The following is a 17,475-nucleotide window of genomic DNA, read 5'->3' as shown; positions in this document are numbered from 1 at the left end:
CACCTTCTAGCATGGACTCATAATACAAGTATTGTGAGGTTAACATGCTGTCTAAAAGCCCTTTTAAATTGCCACGAAAAACGCCGTTTGGTTTAGGTGAAAACCTAGCAGAATGGGCAACGGGTTTAAGTCAACTTGATAAATTCTACGCACAACGTCCTGCTGGCTGTGACACTCGTCAGTTCCTTCGTTTCACTCTCGAAATTTTAGGCATTGATTATCAACTGATTAAAGGTTCCCTTAATAATGTGCCTCAGGTGGGGCCAACGGTTGTCGTTGCCAACCACCCACTAGGTTGTGTTGAAGGCGTGATACTGGCGGAAATGCTCCTTACGATTCGCTCTGATGTTCAAATACTGGCAAATCAATACCTGAAAACCGTCCCCGAGCTAGACTCCTTGTTTATTGGCGTTGATGTCTTTGAGACCGATAAAGCACGTAAAGCAAACCTTCAGGCAATGCGTCAGGCACATAAACATTTAGAACAAGGCGGCTTATTGTTGATGTTTCCAGCAGGAGAAGTCTCTCAGTTGGTAGACAGCAAGCAACGTCGACTAGAAGATAAAGAGTGGAGCCAATCGGTTAGCCGACTGATCAAAAAGCATAAAGCGGCAGCTGTACCTGTGTACATTGAAGGTCATAACTCTACTCATTTTTATATGGCAGGAAAAATTCACCCGTTGCTCCGCACCATAATGCTCGGCCGCGAACTACTGAATAAAAAACAAACCTGTATCGACATCTCGATTAGCGACGCAATTCACTACAAAGAAATGCAACATCTTTGCGATCAGCAGTTGGTTAATTACTTACGTCTGAATACCTATTTGTTGGGGGCAAAAAAAAATATTGCTCGAGATAAAACTAACCTAGATGAAGCGTTGCACCCCATTGCTGACCGACTTCCGCTCTATGAGTTGCTGCAAGATCTATATGATCTTCCCTCATCGGCTCATCTTCTTAGTCTTAATGAATTTGATGTTTACTGTACTCAGTCCGAGAGTATCCCTTCACTAATGCACGAGATTGGTCGCTTGCGTGAGAAGAATTTTCGCCAAGTCGGTGAAGGGACTGGTATGGCGTTAGACGTGGACGAATTTGACCGCGAGTACCTGCACCTTTTCATTTGGGACAGAGAACGAAATGAGATGGTTGGCGCTTATCGCCTTGGACTGGTAGACAAAATTGTCGAGTCTCGCGGCATACAAGGGCTCTATTCAAGTACCTTATTTAACTATGATCCTCGCTTTCTTGAAAATATGGGTAATGCCATAGAGCTTGGTCGTTCAGTGATTGATGAGCACTATCAGAAAAGTATGGCGCCACTGCTACTGTTATGGAAAGGAATCGGAGCATTTATTCATAGAAACCCTCAATACACTCACTTATTTGGCCCAGTCAGTATCAGTAATGATTATAGTGAACAAGCACGCCGTTTACTTGCAGACACAATGACACTCCACTTTTACGACAACGAGCAAGCAAACTTTGTGGCAGCGTCGAATCCTCTACCGGCAATTCCAGCACAGTGGAATGCGAGTTTGTTAACTTCATTAGCAGATTTACAACTTCTTTCACGAGTCATTGCGCGTATTGATGAAGGAAAAGGTATTCCGGTGCTATTACGTCAGTATTTAGGGTTAAACGGAAAACTGGTCAGCTTCAACGTAGACCCGGCTTTCAACGATGCCTTAGATGGTTTGATTGTTGTCGATTTGCACGATGTTCCAATGAAAACCCTAGGTCGTTATATGGGTGTGAAAGAAGCGGAAGAGTACCTAAGAGCAACGAAGCAGTAAAAAAACAGAGGGCGCGTTAAGCGCCCTCTGTTTTATCGGCTATTCATTACGAATAGAAGTTATATTCCACACTCCCCCCGCTACGGCCCACTTGTGATTCAAAACCACCGAAAACATCGCTCATTCGGGTAGAAGCCGCTTAGAGTTATTAAATTTATGGGAATATCATTAATAGTTGAGCTGAGATTTCAGACTATGTTTTTACTGAGTAAGCATTAGTTAGTAAGTACTAATTATTGCCCATATGCTCTTTCTCAGCTTTAACATGCCCTTCTGTTAAGTGAACAAAATCGAGCATGTCACTACCGGAAACGACAAACGCTTGTCCGAACCCTTTAACGTAACGTCCTGATTCAGGCACTAAGCGGTAAAGATTAAAATCACCAAGCTGGCTTAAATTATCAATAATTTCACCAAAACGAGTTTGTAATGCTGCAATGCCTTGGATCCAATCTGGTGTGTGTCTCTCAACAAGTTCTGCACGCGTGTCGAAAGTTAGTCTCTTACGGGCATAAATGTTCTTACAGTCGCTTTCATCTTCGATCATTAAAATCGAAACATTGTGATTCGTTTTTAAGTTCTGCCCATGGACTGCAAGATCACTCACGAGTATGTAATAAGCTTTGCTATCAAAAGCGAAAGGCGCATAGGTAGCGTTCGGAATACCAGCAGCGTTAATTGTTGCTAACTGTAAGGTTTTGCGAGAATCACGAAATTCGCGAACTTCTGGCTCTAGTCGGCCTTGCAGGCGTTCACGCCGAATTTCTTCTCGTTGAATATTTTCTTGTGGCTGACTTTTTATATTCACGTGGCAAACTCCTTTTCCATTTGCGTAAACGCTTCTACCTGGAGTGAAAAAAGCTGATGTTTTTATCTGGACTACGTACGCTTTAAACACACAATCTTCATCAGAATTGAAGAAACCAATAAAGTAACTTTCCATACCTCGAAATGGATTACTCACAAACGCAATGTGTATCACCAAGTCTAAGCATAGATGACCATGAAATTCGCCCTCTCTTCCCATTAAGTTATAGTTGCTTTGCGCTTCTTTGCCTTTCAGGAAATTGGCTTTGGTTTCAAAGCAATCATCGAGATACTTCTCCACTCTGATAGAGGTTCTAAAATAGCATGTCACAGGCTACTCTGGTTAGCATCTCGTCAGGAAGAGCAAATGCAATTGAACCTTCGCTTAAGCTCAATGACAAAAAAGGCGATGAACCGTATGGTCATCGCCTTTTTATATTTAGATGAAGAGTGCTTATTACTCTACGGTAACCGCTTTAGCTAGGTTACGAGGTTGGTCAACGTCAGTACCTTTGATTAACGCTACGTGGTAAGAAAGTAGCTGCATTGGTACTGTGTAGAAGATTGGCGCTGTGATTTCGCTAACGTGCGGCATTGGGATAATTTTCAAAGTATCGTCCGCTTCAAAGCCTGCTTTCTCATCTGCAAATACATATAGCAGACCACCACGAGCACGTACTTCTTCAACGTTTGATTTCAGTTTTTCTAACAAATCGTTGTTTGGCGCAATAACCACAACTGGCATATCCGCATCAATCAAAGCCAATGGACCATGTTTTAATTCACCTGCAGCATAAGCTTCAGCATGGATGTAAGAGATCTCTTTTAGCTTTAGTGCTGCTTCCATAGCGATTGGGTAGTATTCACCACGACCCAAGAACAGTGTGTGGTGCTTATCAGCAAAATCTTCTGCTAATGCTTCAATCTGTTTATCAAATGCCAATGCACTTTCGATTTGAACTGGAAGGGCATGAATCGCTTCAACGATTTCGGCTTCTTTAGCCGCGTCAACGCGACCTTGCTCTTTACCAATTGCCGTTACCAGCATCAGCATTGCTGCAAGTTGAGTAGTAAATGCTTTGGTTGAAGCAACACCGATTTCAGTTCCTGCGCGAGTCATGAATGCAATATCAGATTCACGAACAAGTGACGAACCTGATACGTTACAAATCGTCATCGCTGCCATGTAGCCTTTCTCTTTTGCGATACGCAGAGCCGCAAGTGTATCTGCAGTTTCACCAGATTGAGAAAGAGTGATTAACAAGCTATTTGGACGAGTCACAAAGTTACGGTAACGGAATTCAGAAGCGATCTCTACATCACAGCTAACGCCTGCAATATCTTCAAACCAGTAACGAGCCGCCATACCAGAGTTATAAGAAGTACCACATGCGATGATTTGAACGTGTTCTACTTTCTTCAGGATCTCAACCGCATTAACACCAATGCTTTCTGTGATCACTGAGTTATGCGTGATTCGACCTTCCATAGTGCTTTTCAGCGCCATTGGTTGTTCGAAGATCTCTTTTTGCATGAAGTGACGGTATTGACCTTTATCACCCGCATCGTGCTCGATGCTTGATTCAATGACTTCACGCTCAACCAACTTGCCTGCTTGATCGTAAATGGTAACGTCACGACGAGTAATTTCAGCCACATCCCCTTCTTCAAGGAACATAAAGCGACGCGTTACACTTAGAAGCGCAAGTTGATCAGAAGCTAGGAAGTTTTCACCAATACCCAAACCAATAACAATTGGGCTACCAGAGCGAGCAACAACAATACGGCTAGGATCTTTGCGATCAAGAGCAACCGTACCATATGCACCTTCTAACTGAGTAGCCGTTTTTTGTAGTGCTTCTAAAAGTGTATCTGAAGTGCGAAGTTCCCATTCAACAAGGTGGGCAATAACTTCTGTATCGGTTTGAGAAACAAATACGTAACCACGTTCTTGAAGCAGAGTACGAAGCTCTTCGTGGTTTTCGATAATACCGTTGTGAACAACAGCAATATCACCAGACACATGTGGGTGAGCATTCACTTCAGAAGGAACACCGTGGGTTGCCCAGCGAGTATGGGCGATACCAGTGCCACCGCTAACCTTTGCAGAATCAACAGCATCTGCTAACTCTTGGACCTTACCTAGACGGCGAACACGAGTTAAGTTGCTTTGTGCATCAACCACAGCAACACCTGCTGAGTCGTAACCGCGATACTCTAGACGACGTAAACCTTCAACCAGAATTTCAGCTACATCACGCTGTGCAACAGCGCCAACAATTCCACACATGTTATTACTCCAATTTCTTTTTTATCTAGTGCACTCTACGGCTGCAAGCAAAGCCTTAAGGTAGAGGCGGATTTAAATTTTGTGAGTCTCAATGACCCTGTCTAAGCTCGAATCACTCGAACCTGATGAAATTCTATTTTTGCAACCAGTTCGTCAGACAAACCTTTGTCAGTTATGAGAACGTCAATGTCGTTCCATGGCAGTTCTAAGTTTGGGATCTTTCTTCCCACTTTGTCCGATTCAACCATGACAACGACTTCTCTGGACACTTCAGCCATAACCTTGCTTAAACCGACTAACTCATTAAATGTCGATGTACCACGTTCGAGGTCTATGCCATCTGCACCAATGAACAACTGATCAAAATCATACGAACGAAGAACCGATTCCGCCACTTTTCCTTGAAATGACTCCGAGTGGGTATCCCAAGTTCCGCCAGTCATAAGCAGTGTAGGCTCACTCTCTAGCTCATTTAATGCATTCGCGACATTCAAAGAGTTGGTCATGACAATTAACCCGTGCTTATCATTGAGCTGGTTAATCAGTGCCGCGGTTGTACTTCCGCTATCGATAACAATACGGTTATGGTCTCTGATCAATTTGGCAGCGGCTTTTGCTAGCGCTTCCTTTCGAACTGAAACTTTTGAATTCAGCTCGTCATTCACTACTTCTTTAGGTAAAGCAATAGCACCACCATAACGACGCAGCAGTTGGCCGTTCTGCTCTAGTGATGCTAAATCCTTTCTTATAGTGACTTCTGAAGTTTCAAACTGAGTAGATAATTCTTCAACACTGACTTCACCCAATTGATTAACTAAGTTAACAATTGTGTGTCTTCTTAGCTGAGTATTACGTTTTGACATGACATTCACAAGAACAAGTTACGAAACGAAAGTTATTATATTCAAAACGAAACTTTTATGTCTATTTATTTCGAACTAAAAAATTAATATTTCTGGCTAAAACCTTGTCCTAAGACAATTCTTAAGCAGTGATATTGTAATGATTAGGTGTTAGAATTCGCACCCTAAAGAAAAAAAATTACAGAATGGTGTGTGATACTTTTGTAATTCTCACCAATCATGGTGACCTAGATCGCATTAAAATGGTAATACGCACTCAATAGGTAGTCATAAAATGACTAAACCTGTTGTAAGACTTTCAGTTTTGGAGTGAGCTGTACTCGAGTGAGAAATGTGGTAACGAAGAGATAAATTTGCCGCCATCGAGGCCATTCTTAAGCTATATATTAACTTTCAAATTGATAATATTCACCGGAGAGACTCTTCCATGAAAAAGACCAAAATCGTATGTACGATTGGCCCTAAAACTGAATCTGTAGAAAAATTAACAGAGCTTGTTAATGCAGGCATGAACGTAATGCGCCTTAACTTTTCTCACGGAGACTTCGTAGAGCACGGCACTCGTATCGCTAACTTCCGTAAAGTTATGGAAAACACTGGTAAACAACTAGCAATCCTTTTGGATACTAAAGGTCCAGAAATTCGTACTATCAAATTAGAGAACGGTGATGATGTTGATCTAGTTGCAGGTCAAGAGTTCACTTTTACCACAGATACTTCTGTAGTTGGTAACAAAGACAAAGTGGCAGTAACTTACGCAGGTTTCGCTAAAGACTTAAGTGTTGGCAACACTATCCTTGTTGATGACGGTCTAATCGAAATGGAAGTTGTTTCTACAACTGATACAGACGTTACCTGTAAAGTTTTAAACAACGGCGCACTAGGTGAAAACAAAGGTGTTAACCTACCTGGCGTTTCAGTTAACCTACCAGCTTTATCTGAGAAAGATAAAGGCGACCTTAAGTTTGGTTGCGAGCAAGGCGTTGACTTCGTAGCAGCATCTTTCATCCGTAAAGCTTCTGACGTAAAAGAAATCCGTGAAGTTCTTACTGCAAACGGCGGCGAAAACATCCAAATCATCTCTAAAATTGAAAACCAAGAAGGTGTGGACAATTTTGATGAGATCCTTGAGCTATCTGACGGCATCATGGTTGCGCGTGGCGACCTAGGTGTTGAAATTCCAGCTGAAGAAGTAATCTTCGCTCAGAAGATGATGATCGAAAAATGTAACCGTGCACGTAAAGTTGTTATCACTGCAACTCAAATGCTTGATTCTATGATCAAAAACCCTCGTCCAACTCGCGCAGAAGCGGGTGACGTTGCGAACGCAATCATGGACGGTACTGACGCAGTAATGCTTTCTGGCGAAACAGCAAAAGGTAAATACCCTGTTGAAGCGGTAACTATCATGGCGCAAATCGCTAAACGTACGGATTCTGTACTAAAAGCTGAACTAGGTTCTCGTTTAGACAGCCCACGCCTACGTATCACTGAAGCGGTATGTAAAGGTGCTGTAGATACTGCTGAGAAACTGGCTGCTCCACTTATCGTTGTTGCAACTGAAGCAGGTAAATCTGCTCGTTCAGTTCGTAAATACTTCCCAACAGCGAACATCATTGCTGTAACAACTAATGCTAAAACAGCTGCACAGCTTGTTCTTTCTAAAGGCGTTACTCCAGTTGTTGTTAACGCTTACGAAAGTACTGATGACTTCTACCGTCAAGGTAAAGAAATCGCTCTTGAGTCTGGTTTGGGCAAAAAAGGTGACATCGTTGTTATGGTTTCTGGCGCTCTAGTGGCTTCAGGTACAACTAACACAGCATCTGTACACGTTCTTTAATCACAGAACCCCAGATACTAAAAACCAGAGCTTAGGCTCTGGTTTTTTTATATCCCATATTTTTAACGCTTTTAGCTTTATCCGTTAACTAATTCACGCTAAAAAGTTACCAACCAAAAAACTCTTTATGGTGAGTGTTAAGCAGTAACACCATAGGAAGAAAATAAAGCGCGCTTAATTTAATTCCGAGTACCAATAAAAAGCTAATTGTAAGCCTCACTAGAAAATGATTAACCATACCCTGCCTCATGTTGCCAGAGTGTTTTAGCTTCCTTATTTTTACTGAGTCGAGCTGAGTAAAAACTATTAAGAGGAAAACCGGATCACTACTGATGAAAAAACAACAGTTTACTTATTGTACAGTTTAGCTCAAGTAAAAATTTAAATTAGACTTTAGTCGATGCGTAATGAAAACGTGACATCAAGCAACTTCATCAGTCGTCAGACAGAGAGAAACTTGATTTCTACCCAGTGTTTTAGATTCATAAAGCGCGATATCCGCACATTTATAAGAGCGAGTGCTGTCCTGGGAAAGGTCGGAAATACCGGCACTTATGGTGATTGTTAGACTTTCGTCTAACTCAATAGCCTGTCTTAAGCGCTCAACGACTATTTGTGACTCAGAGGTTGAAGTATGAGGCATGATCACTGCAAACTCTTCTCCGCCGATACGAGCTAGAAAGTCTGTAGCACGAAGTTTATCCGATAGAACATCAGCGACTTTTACGATCACTTTGTCACCCTGATCATGTCCTTGCTCATCATTAACACGTTTAAAGTAGTCAATATCAATTAAGCATAGGCAAACAGTGTATTCATCTGGGTATCGTTCTACCAATTGAGTCTGCAGAGTTAACTCCCTTTCGAATTTTCGACGGTTCCAAAGATGAGTAAGTGAATCTTTTTCACTCAATTCTCTGAGTTTGTTTTCCAGCTCTTTTCGCTCGGAAATATCGACGATAGATGTGATGTAGTAACTGACCTTTCCGGCTTCAATGATTGCCTGAATTCTCATAATTGTCGTCAGCAACTGGCCCTCAGGCGTCACACATTCAACTTCACCTTCCCAAAGATTATTCTGATCAACTTGTTCAAGCACCTTTAGAATAAACTCCATGCCATTATGGCTGAGTAAGGTTTTGAGAGCATTATGTCCACGAACCTCTTTGCTCGATAAACCTATCATGGTCTCAAACTCTCTGTTCACCATGATTACTTGGTGAGATTTGTCCGAAATCATCACAGCAGTCATACCATCCAGTGCAGCGCGAGCAAGCTTACTTTCGATATTGCGATGATAATAGTGCAATGACATAGAAACCGTTGGTAGAGCAAAAACCAACATAATCATGAAGACAAAGAACCCCTCTTTGACTACATCATTTAACTCATGCCTTGCTCGATCATTGAGTTGCTTAGGAGTGAAACGAATGACTAGATGGATACTCTGTCCGAAAAACTTATCGATCGGCTTAAACACGATAAGGTTCATATCTTCCATCAGATAGTTGTGGCCAGAGGTTTGTGCTTGCATTAATTCCCAAGTTTTCGGGAAAAAGGTGGCAAGATCGAATCCGTGGTAATGATTCGACATATCACCGTAGAAAGGCAACATGTTCTTTCCTGTCACCATATATCCATTGTTACCAACAATCGCGGGTGTTAAATCATTTTTAGGAGAGTAATTCAGCTTATCAACCATCATCGACATGTCGACTGAAATTACTATATAGCCTTTGCGAACACCAAGAACGGAAACCGGGGCTATGACTTGTATGATTGGTGTATAAGGCTTAGAAAAAGTGTCTGGGTCATTCGTTAACTCTTCTGCCCAGAATCCAACGTCATTGTCAGACAATGATTGCGCGTATTGGAAAAATGGCGTTTGAGAAATGTCTACTACGTCATCTAACGCCTTAGTTTTGTGGATACTCGGCAGGTACTCGACATGAACAGTATCTATGCCTTTCACATCAATAAAGCCCACGCCATCAAACCATTTCTGTCCATTAGCCGCAGAAGCTAATGCCATTTGGAGCTGATTACGAGTGACTAAGCTTGGAGACTCAACATAGTTATAAGCGCTGCGTCCGTGACTTAACAGAGAAATAGTCGAAAAGAGCTGATCCCTTAAATTACGGTATTCTTGCTCGCTGTAAGAAAGTTGGCTAACAGCTTCACGTACAGAACGCTGATTACTTATCGTTTGAACGTGATCGTATCGATAAGAATAGAACGTGACGATACCCGCTGTGGCTAAGGCACAAGCTATGAGAAAAGCGACAATAATTTTAGAATATCTCATAACCCAGACTTACAAGTAGCAGCAAATTGAAAGGCGCGCATTATATCACCATTGATAGTAATCTGAATAAAAAAGTAGCGCCTAAATAATATCCCTCTCAATTAAAACTGTTAAAAACGTCGCATATTATTACTATAATTATCAATAATTTAAAATTTAGTTAAGCTTATATATAACGTTTACATTGTCTCGAATAACCAAGGTGGAATCTTGATAGCTGTTGCTGACCGCCGAGTCTTCACTGAATGTCGCAGCTCGTGTTAACACCGCTTTTCTCATCGGTGCATTGTAGTCGATGCGCCACACACCATCTAATTCACGTCCAAATCCCTCAGCTAAAGACTGCGCTTTCTGTTGAGCATCTTTGATAGCCGCCATACGCGCTTGTTGTTGATATTTTTCTTCATCGCGAACTTTTAATTGAATATCGTCCACTTGATTTATTTTCTCTTCCAGAGCGATATCTAAGTACTCATTCAAATTGGATAAATCATCGACTTCAACAGAAACATTTCTGATCGCACGATAACCTACCAGTTCAGGCTTGCCGGTTTTCGGATAGTGATATTGAGGAGTTAAGTAGAGGTTTGAACTGGTTATTTGAGACTCTTTCACACCTGCTTGAGTAAGGTGTTTGATAAATGAAGTAACTATGTTGTCAACACTCTCTTTCGCTTGTTCCGCATTCATAGTTATTTCGACCACTTTGACTGAAAACTGCGCCATATCTGGCGTCGCGATAACTTCACCATAACCAGACGTCACCACATGCGGAAAGTCGAATTCCTGTGCTTGTGCCGCCACTGAAAACATACTCAATACCGCTAGAACCATTACAGAAAGTGCTTTCATTTCATTCCCCTAATTCAAAACCTATTGCTCAATAATAGATGAAAAATATTTCAGTCCCAGCCTCAGTGGATGTAAATCACACAATCTTGACATGCTCACTGTGGTAAGTTTTTTCTCGCATACTCAACCAAAGCCTGAGAACATTTCTTCAAACTTCCCGTTTCTAACTGCCAATGATGCCAGTAGAGTTTCTGGTCTATATACATCCCCGGCGTGATATCCATCAATAACCCTTTTTCCAGTTCTTCAGCGATTTGGATTTTTGGAATCATGCAATAACCGAACCCCGCCACCGCGGCTTTTACACAGGCTTCCGAGCTTCCAACGGTGTGCTTTACTTCACTGACCATTTCAAAACCAAAATTGTCGTAAACAAAGCGCTCATTGATAAGATCTTGCCTGTCGTAAGCGACTGCTGGTGCCACTTGTAAAGTTTGTCTGCTGACTCCTAGAGGGAAATAGCGACGATAAAAATCAGGCGAAGCCACACACAAGTAAGGCATATCACCGAGCAGAACTGCGTTACAACCCGGCAAAGTTCTAGGGGATTGGCTGATAGCCCCAATCACTTCTCCATTCTTAAGTTTATCTAAGGTTCTACGTTCATCATCGACAACCAAATGAATTTCCAAATTACTTTGTTTCATCGCCTCAGAAATAGCAGGTAGCAACCATGTAGCCAAACTGTCAGCGTTGGTCGCAATAGAAATAGAGATAGGCTTTTCACCGATATCGTTACTAAGATCTGGCAAAATATCCTGCTCCAAAACACAAACCTGACGATAAAGCCCAAGTAACTTTTGGCCAGCTGGTGTTACTCTTGGCGGGCTTTCTCTCACTAATACTGGCTGAGCGAGCCATTTTTCAAGCTGCTTAATTCTTTGTGATACCGCTGATTGCGACACGCACAATACAGCAGCGGCTTTCTCAAAGCTTCTTTGCAAAATAATCTGATCTAACGCTTCTAGCCATCGGTAATCTAAACCACGCACAATTTCACCATAAGAGTATCTAATGACACATTAATATTATTAGTTTTATTTCTAGTAATCTATGCCGTATTTTTCATTCAACATTTATTAACTTAAACCTTAAAGAAACGACTATGAATTTTTGGATATTGCTACAGGGATTTAGCCTAGGCGCCACCATGATTATCCCCATAGGGGCACAAAATGCTTATGTGCTGAACCAAGGCATCAAAAGAAACCATCATCTGACTACAGCAACGATTTGCAGCGTTATGGATGTGTTCTTTATTTCTTTAGGCATTTTTGGCGGTGGTGCAGTGCTTTCTCAAAATGAGACACTACTGACTATTGTTACTCTGGGTGGTATTGCATTTCTGACTTTTTATGGCTGGCTTTCATTTCGAGCAGCTTTGCAAAGTTCCGACGAGCAGGAGGGCCAACCTCAGAAGCTAGCACGAGGTCGACGGGCGGTTATATTAGGCGCACTTGCGGTTACTGTATTAAACCCACATCTCTATTTAGATACCGTGGTTATTCTTGGCTCAATTGGCGGACAATTTGAAGGAAGTGATCGCCTTTCCTTTGCTTTGGGTACTATGGCGGCCTCTTTTGTTTGGTTCTATGGCTTATCCATTGGAGCAGCTAAATTGGCTCCTGTTTTATCGAAACCTAAGACAAAGAAAACCATCGACTTAATCGTAGCAACCATGATGTTCATCATCGCTTTTGCTTTAGCCAAGAGCCTCTATATTCAGTGGTTCAGCTGAGACATAAAAAACGGAGGACACTGCCTCCGTTTTTAAATTCATCATCGATATTAGTCGACCTTGTTGAGATGAACGTCCATTTGTGGGAATGGGATTTCAATACCGTTCGCATCCAACGCTTCTTTAATCTCTTGCATTGAATCGAAGTAAACGCCCCAATAATCTTCTGTTTTACACCAAGGACGTACGACAAAATTCACTGAAGAATCGGCTAGAGCCAATACACCAATAGTGATGTCTGGATCTTTCAGAATACGTGAATCTTTTTCTAGCGTTTCACGAATCACTTTTTTAGTTAACTGAAGATCCGCTTTATAAGAAACACCAATAACTAAATCAACACGACGAGTAGCGTGACGAGAGTAGTTGGTGATTGAACCACCGATGATTGCACCGTTTGGTACAACGACCATTTTGTTATCTGGTGTTTTTAGAATAGTTTGGAAAATCTGAATCGCTTCAACCGAACCCGCGACACCCGAGACTTCAACATAATCACCTGATTTAAATGGACGGAATCCAACAATCAACACACCCGCAGCAAAGTTGGAAAGAGAACCTTGCAGAGCCAAACCAATAGCTAAACCAGCCGCACCAATTACCGCTACGACAGAAGCAGTTTCAACCCCTACTCGGCCTAATGCTGCAATCAATACGATAACGAATAAAACGTAACGAACAAGACCATGGATAAACTCAACTACCGCTTTGTCCATCTCTTTTTTATGCAAAACTTTAGCGACACTACCCGCCACGGCTTTAACAATGATATTACCAATGATCAGGATAAGAATTGCCGAAACAATATTCACCCCATATTGAATGAATAAATCTGAATTACTGCTAAGCCAATCACTCATTTTATTCAAACTATCCGCAATTGGCGCTTCCATATCCAAAGATTCACCAGCCATACTTTCTTACCCTCTAACTAAAAATTTTTATATTTTATAAACGATTATTTTACTCACTGAGCGTACCTAGCAGTACAAATATGCACAGCTACTTTTCACTCATTGTGGGATTTATATGATATGACGTACAACATCTTGCTAAGTCATATTTTTGCAAACAACACAGCAAAAGGTTATTCCATCTACCTAGATCCTGTATCAGATTAAGCAATAAATTCACATTCTGCCAGTGCTTTGAAAAAAATAGCGTTTCTGTCTCTTAGACAAGAAAAAAGCCCGCTCATCAGAGCGGGCTTAATCTAGCATCTAAAAGTCTAGATTATAGTACGTCTACTGCATTAAGGTCTGCGAATGCTTTCTCAAGACGAGTAACCATAGAAGCTTGACCAGCACGTAGCCATACACGTGGATCGTAGTATTTCTTGTTCGGAGCAGCTTCACCAGTTGGGTTACCGATTTGACCTTGTAGGTAATCGTGGTTTTCTGCTTCGTATTGACGAATACCATCCCAAGTTGCCCACTGTGTATCTGTATCGATGTTCATTTTGATAACACCGTAAGAGATAGACTCTTTGATTTCTTCTTCAGAAGAACCAGAACCACCGTGGAATACGAAGTTTAGAGAATTCGCTGGAAGACCGAATTTCTCTGAAACGTATGCTTGAGAATCACGTAGGATAGTTGGAGTAAGAACAACGTTACCAGCTTGGTATACACCGTGTACGTTACCGAAAGATGCAGCGATAGTGAAACGGTGGCTAATAGCACTTAGTTTCTCGTATGCGTATGCAACATCTTCAGGAGAAGTGTATAGCTCAGAAGAATCCATATCTGAGTTATCAACGCCATCTTCTTCACCACCAGTACAACCAAGTTCGATCTCGATTGTCATGTTCATTTTAGCCATGCGCTCTAGGTACTTAGCACATGTTTCAATGTTCTCTTCTAGAGACTCTTCAGAAAGGTCTAGCATGTGAGAAGAGAATAGTGGCTTACCAGTTTGAGCGAAGAACTCTTCACCCGCGTCTAGTAGGCCGTCAATCCAAGGTAGTAGTTTCTTAGCTGCGTGGTCAGTGTGAAGAATTACAGGCACACCGTAAGACTCAGCAACAGCGTGAACGTATTTTGCACCAGCTACAGCGCCAAGAACTTGTGCACCTTGACCTTCTAGTTTAACGCCTTTACCTGCAAAGAAAGCAGCGCCACCGTTAGAAAATTGAACGATAACAGGAGCTTTAACTTTAGCAGCCGCTTCTAGTACGCCGTTCACAGAATCTGTGTTCACACAGTTAACTGCTGGAAGAGCGAAGTTGTTCTCTTTAGCTACTTGAAATACTTTTTGTACGTCATCACCAGAGATAACACCAGGTTTTACGAAATCGAAGATCTTAGACATGGATTTGATCCTATTTTCTGTCGTTTTAATAAATAAAAACGGTGAGTTTGAATTCTTTCATACGTCTGCTCACAACACTTGAAGTTTAACAGAACCAAGCTTGTTACGCAGCAAACAATAAAGCGGAAAACTCATTTCCGCTTTATTAATAAATCATGATGATTAAGCTTTCGCGCGCTCTTCTAGCATCGCTACTGCAGGAAGTACTTTACCTTCAACGAATTCAAGGAATGCACCGCCACCTGTTGAGATGTAAGAAACGTCAGCTTTGATACCGAACTTGTCGATAGCCGCTAGTGTGTCACCACCACCCGCTACAGAGAAACCTGCAGATTTAGCGATAGCTTCTGAAATACCTTTAGTACCCGCTTCGAAGTTCTTGAACTCGAATACACCTACAGGGCCGTTCCAAAGAATCGTTTTTGCATTACCAATGATTTCAGCAAGAGCCGCAGTTGAATCTGGACCTAGGTCGAAGATCATGTCGTCATCTTGAACATCAGCAACGTTCTTAATTTCAGCTTCTGCGTTTTCGTCGAATGCTTTCGCACATGCAACGTCAGTAGCAACTGGGATAGAACACTCTTTCATTAGTTTTTGAGCTGTTTCGATAAGGTCTGCTTCGTATAGAGACTTACCTACATTGTTACCAGCTGCTGCGATGAAAGTATTCGCGATACCACCACCAACAACAAGTTGGTCAGCAATTTTAGAAAGAGATTCTAGAACTGTTAGTTTAGTAGAAACTTTAGAACCACCAACGATAGCAACAAGTGGACGCTCTGGCTTGTCCATTGCTTTACCTAGTGCTTCAAGCTCAGCAGCAAGAAGAGGGCCAGCACATGCTACAGGAGCGTGCATACCAACACCGTGAGTTGAAGCTTGAGCACGGTGTGCAGTACCGAATGCGTCCATTACGAAAATGTCACATAGCGCAGCGTACTTCTTAGATAGTTCTTCTTCGTTTTTCTTCTCGCCTTTGTTAAAGCGAACGTTTTCAAGAACAACAAGCTCACCAGCGTTCAGCTCTAGGCCATCTAGGTAATCTTTAGCAAGTTTTACTTCGCACTCTAGTGCATCTTTTAGGTAGTTAACTACAGGTAGTAGAGAGAACTCTTCCGCATATTCGCCTTCAGTTGGACGACCTAGGTGAGAAGTCACCATTACTTTAGCGCCAGCTTCAATACAGTGTTTGATAGTTGGTAGTGAAGCTAGAATACGTGCATCAGATGTCACTTTGCCATCTTTCACAGGTACGTTTAGGTCAGCACGGATAAATACACGTTTACCTGCTAAATCCAGGTCAGTCATCTTGATTACAGACATGGTTTGTCCTCTCAAATATTAAAAAGAAAAGTTTCTGTAAGCCCGGCTATCCTGCCGAGCCTGTAAAATCATAAACTGCATACTAATATGGGGCACCAGATATTTATTTCAAGTTATAAAATAAATAATTTCGCCACCAAAGAGTAACTACTTTGCAGCCTGCATTGCTAACGCGGTATCAAGCATTCGGTTAGCAAATCCCCACTCGTTATCACACCAAACGAGCATCTTCACAAGATGTCCGTTACTTACTCGAGTTTGGCTGCCATCCACAATCGCGCTGTGCGGATCGTGATTAAAATCGATGGATACGAGCGGTGATTCAGTATAGTCAACAATGCCGTGTAATGTACACTGAGATGCCTCGATCATGGTTTGATTTACGTCATTAACTTTCACATTTTCGTTAATAGTGACACTTAAATCCATCGCAGTAACATTTACTGTTGGAACTCTTACCGAGATCGCCTCAAATTTGTTAGAAAATTTCGGAAATATTCTTTCAATCCCTTTATGTAATTTTGTATCAACGGGAATAATTGATTGGCTTGCCGATCGGGTACGGCGTAAATCACTGTGATAGGCATCGATAACTTGTTGGTCATTCATTGAAGAATGAATCGTTGTAATGGTGCCAGATTCAATACCAAACGCTTCGTCTAACACTTTTATAATCGGCACAATACAGTTAGTGGTACAGGAGCCATTAGAAACAATGTGCTGCTCTGCAGTCAGCGTTTCGTGGTTCACACCATAAATAACTGTGTTATCAAGATCGGCTGAGCCCGGATGAGAAAATAGTACTTTTTTAGCACCGGCTGCAATGTGCTCTTCACCATCAGCTTTAGAACCATACACACCAGTACAATCCAAAACGATATCGACTTCGAGATCTCGCCAAGGTAATAGATGAATATCTGAAGAGTGTAGAATTCGGACACTATCAAACTCACCATTTTCATGGTGGATATGTAAATGCTCTTGGTCGTGAGAAATTTTCTTACCGAAACGGCCATGGCTGGTGTCGTATTGTAACAAGTGCGCCATAGCCTCAGGCTGAGCCAACTCATTTACAGCAACAACTTTTATCTGCTGAGCTTTGCCACTTTCGTAAACAGCGCGTAAAACGTTACGCCCTATTCGCCCGAATCCATTTATTGCGACTCTTAACATCCGTACCATCAACCGACTAAAATTTCGTGGCACAGATATTAACCGATGACAGCGTAAAGCGCACCCTTAACAGAGGTGATCCAACCATTTATTTCACATTAAAAAAATCCCCGCACAATGGCGGGGATTTCTATTCTTTATCGTATTGGATTAAGCCAGTAGCTCGTTCGCT

General features: G+C 41.9%; 13 protein-coding genes and 1 pseudogene. 3 read left to right on the top strand and 11 right to left on the bottom strand.

Going from position 1 to position 17,475, the window contains the following annotated elements; genetic code table 11:
• The first annotated feature begins 44 nt into the window (after positions 1-44).
• Entirely contained in the window at positions 45-1,799 is a 1,755-nt protein-coding gene (locus HUO09_RS20920) for a lysophospholipid acyltransferase family protein (RefSeq protein ID WP_188235209.1), read from the top strand.
• Positions 1,800-2,028: 229 nt separating this feature from the next.
• Here the strand turns inward: HUO09_RS20920 and hutZ are convergent, their stop codons facing one another.
• From hutZ to HUO09_RS20905, 4 genes and pseudogenes are all read right to left on the bottom strand, one after another.
• A complete protein-coding gene (gene hutZ, locus HUO09_RS22370) occupies positions 2,029-2,607 on the bottom strand; it encodes a heme utilization protein HutZ (RefSeq protein ID WP_373563711.1) in 579 nt (192 codons plus the stop codon).
• A 114-nt stretch (positions 2,608-2,721) separates the two neighbouring features.
• A pseudogene (locus HUO09_RS22505) lies at positions 2,722-2,826 on the bottom strand (heme utilization cystosolic carrier protein HutX); the annotation flags it as partial.
• A 237-nt stretch (positions 2,827-3,063) separates the two neighbouring features.
• Positions 3,064-4,896, bottom strand: a complete 1,833-nt coding sequence (gene glmS, locus HUO09_RS20910; protein ID WP_188235207.1) for a glutamine--fructose-6-phosphate transaminase (isomerizing) — start codon at positions 4,894-4,896, stop codon at positions 3,064-3,066.
• 101 nt (positions 4,897-4,997) lie between these two features.
• Complete coding sequence (locus HUO09_RS20905) at positions 4,998-5,759, bottom strand: DeoR/GlpR family DNA-binding transcription regulator (protein WP_167413420.1); 762 nt, start codon at positions 5,757-5,759, stop codon at positions 4,998-5,000.
• Positions 5,760-6,186: 427 nt separating this feature from the next.
• Here HUO09_RS20905 and pykF point away from each other — a divergent pair, with 427 nt between their 5' ends.
• Complete coding sequence (pykF, locus tag HUO09_RS20900; protein ID WP_167413421.1) at positions 6,187-7,599, top strand: pyruvate kinase PykF; 1,413 nt, start codon at positions 6,187-6,189, stop codon at positions 7,597-7,599.
• Positions 7,600-8,020: 421 nt separating this feature from the next.
• Here pykF and HUO09_RS20895 read toward each other — a convergent pair whose 3' ends face one another.
• The 3 genes from HUO09_RS20895 to HUO09_RS20885 form a co-directional block, all read right to left on the bottom strand.
• Positions 8,021-9,904, bottom strand: coding sequence for a sensor domain-containing diguanylate cyclase (locus HUO09_RS20895; protein ID WP_188235206.1), 1,884 nt, complete (start codon positions 9,902-9,904; stop codon positions 8,021-8,023).
• Positions 9,905-10,060: 156 nt separating this feature from the next.
• Positions 10,061-10,756 carry an oxidative stress defense protein gene (locus HUO09_RS20890; protein WP_188235205.1) on the bottom strand — a complete coding sequence of 232 codons (696 nt, stop codon included), beginning with the start codon at positions 10,754-10,756 and terminating at the stop codon, positions 10,061-10,063.
• A 95-nt stretch (positions 10,757-10,851) separates the two neighbouring features.
• The gene (locus tag HUO09_RS20885) at positions 10,852-11,748 is read right to left on the bottom strand and encodes a LysR family transcriptional regulator ArgP (RefSeq protein WP_188235204.1); all 897 of its coding nucleotides are present in this window, start codon (positions 11,746-11,748) and stop codon (positions 10,852-10,854) included.
• Between the two features lie 113 nt (positions 11,749-11,861).
• Here HUO09_RS20885 and HUO09_RS20880 point away from each other — a divergent pair, with 113 nt between their 5' ends.
• The gene (locus HUO09_RS20880) at positions 11,862-12,494 is read left to right on the top strand and encodes a LysE/ArgO family amino acid transporter (protein WP_188235203.1); all 633 of its coding nucleotides are present in this window, start codon (positions 11,862-11,864) and stop codon (positions 12,492-12,494) included.
• A gap of 50 nt (positions 12,495-12,544) precedes the next feature.
• Here HUO09_RS20880 and mscS read toward each other — a convergent pair whose 3' ends face one another.
• The 4 genes from mscS to epd form a co-directional block, all read right to left on the bottom strand.
• Complete coding sequence (mscS, locus tag HUO09_RS20875; RefSeq protein ID WP_188235202.1) at positions 12,545-13,408, bottom strand: small-conductance mechanosensitive channel MscS; 864 nt, start codon at positions 13,406-13,408, stop codon at positions 12,545-12,547.
• Between the two features lie 319 nt (positions 13,409-13,727).
• Positions 13,728-14,804 carry a class II fructose-bisphosphate aldolase gene (gene fbaA, locus HUO09_RS20870; RefSeq protein ID WP_167413427.1) on the bottom strand — a complete coding sequence of 359 codons (1,077 nt, stop codon included), beginning with the start codon at positions 14,802-14,804 and terminating at the stop codon, positions 13,728-13,730.
• A gap of 162 nt (positions 14,805-14,966) precedes the next feature.
• The gene (locus tag HUO09_RS20865) at positions 14,967-16,130 is read right to left on the bottom strand and encodes a phosphoglycerate kinase (RefSeq protein WP_167413428.1); all 1,164 of its coding nucleotides are present in this window, start codon (positions 16,128-16,130) and stop codon (positions 14,967-14,969) included.
• A 147-nt stretch (positions 16,131-16,277) separates the two neighbouring features.
• Entirely contained in the window at positions 16,278-17,303 is a 1,026-nt protein-coding gene (gene epd / locus HUO09_RS20860) for an erythrose-4-phosphate dehydrogenase (protein WP_188235201.1), read from the bottom strand.
• Positions 17,304-17,475: the final 172 nt, after the last annotated feature.

Source organism: Vibrio sp. Y2-5, assembly GCF_014596725.1.
Taxonomy (GTDB): Bacteria; Pseudomonadota; Gammaproteobacteria; order Enterobacterales; family Vibrionaceae; genus Vibrio.
Note: the sequence above shows the minus strand (reverse complement) of the source record. Positions and strands in the feature narration are given on the sequence as shown.

What these genes read in the sequence shown, in the direction of transcription:
- HUO09_RS20890 (WP_188235205.1), bottom strand. Translation starts at nt 10,756, where the DNA reads ATGAAAGCACTTTCTGTAATGGTTCTAGCGGTATTGAGTATGTTTTCA.
- glmS (WP_188235207.1), bottom strand. Translation starts at nt 4,896, where the DNA reads ATGTGTGGAATTGTTGGCGCTGTTGCACAGCGTGATGTAGCTGAAATT.
- HUO09_RS20895 (WP_188235206.1), bottom strand. Translation starts at nt 9,904, where the DNA reads ATGAGATATTCTAAAATTATTGTCGCTTTTCTCATAGCTTGTGCCTTA.
- HUO09_RS20865 (WP_167413428.1), bottom strand. Translation starts at nt 16,130, where the DNA reads ATGTCTGTAATCAAGATGACTGACCTGGATTTAGCAGGTAAACGTGTA.
- HUO09_RS20905 (WP_167413420.1), bottom strand. Translation starts at nt 5,759, where the DNA reads ATGTCAAAACGTAATACTCAGCTAAGAAGACACACAATTGTTAACTTA.
- pykF (WP_167413421.1), top strand. Translation starts at nt 6,187, where the DNA reads ATGAAAAAGACCAAAATCGTATGTACGATTGGCCCTAAAACTGAATCT.
- mscS (WP_188235202.1), bottom strand. Translation starts at nt 13,408, where the DNA reads ATGGCTGGTGAATCTTTGGATATGGAAGCGCCAATTGCGGATAGTTTG.
- HUO09_RS20920 (WP_188235209.1), top strand. Translation starts at nt 45, where the DNA reads ATGCTGTCTAAAAGCCCTTTTAAATTGCCACGAAAAACGCCGTTTGGT.
- epd (WP_188235201.1), bottom strand. Translation starts at nt 17,303, where the DNA reads ATGTTAAGAGTCGCAATAAATGGATTCGGGCGAATAGGGCGTAACGTT.
- HUO09_RS20880 (WP_188235203.1), top strand. Translation starts at nt 11,862, where the DNA reads ATGAATTTTTGGATATTGCTACAGGGATTTAGCCTAGGCGCCACCATG.
- fbaA (WP_167413427.1), bottom strand. Translation starts at nt 14,804, where the DNA reads ATGTCTAAGATCTTCGATTTCGTAAAACCTGGTGTTATCTCTGGTGAT.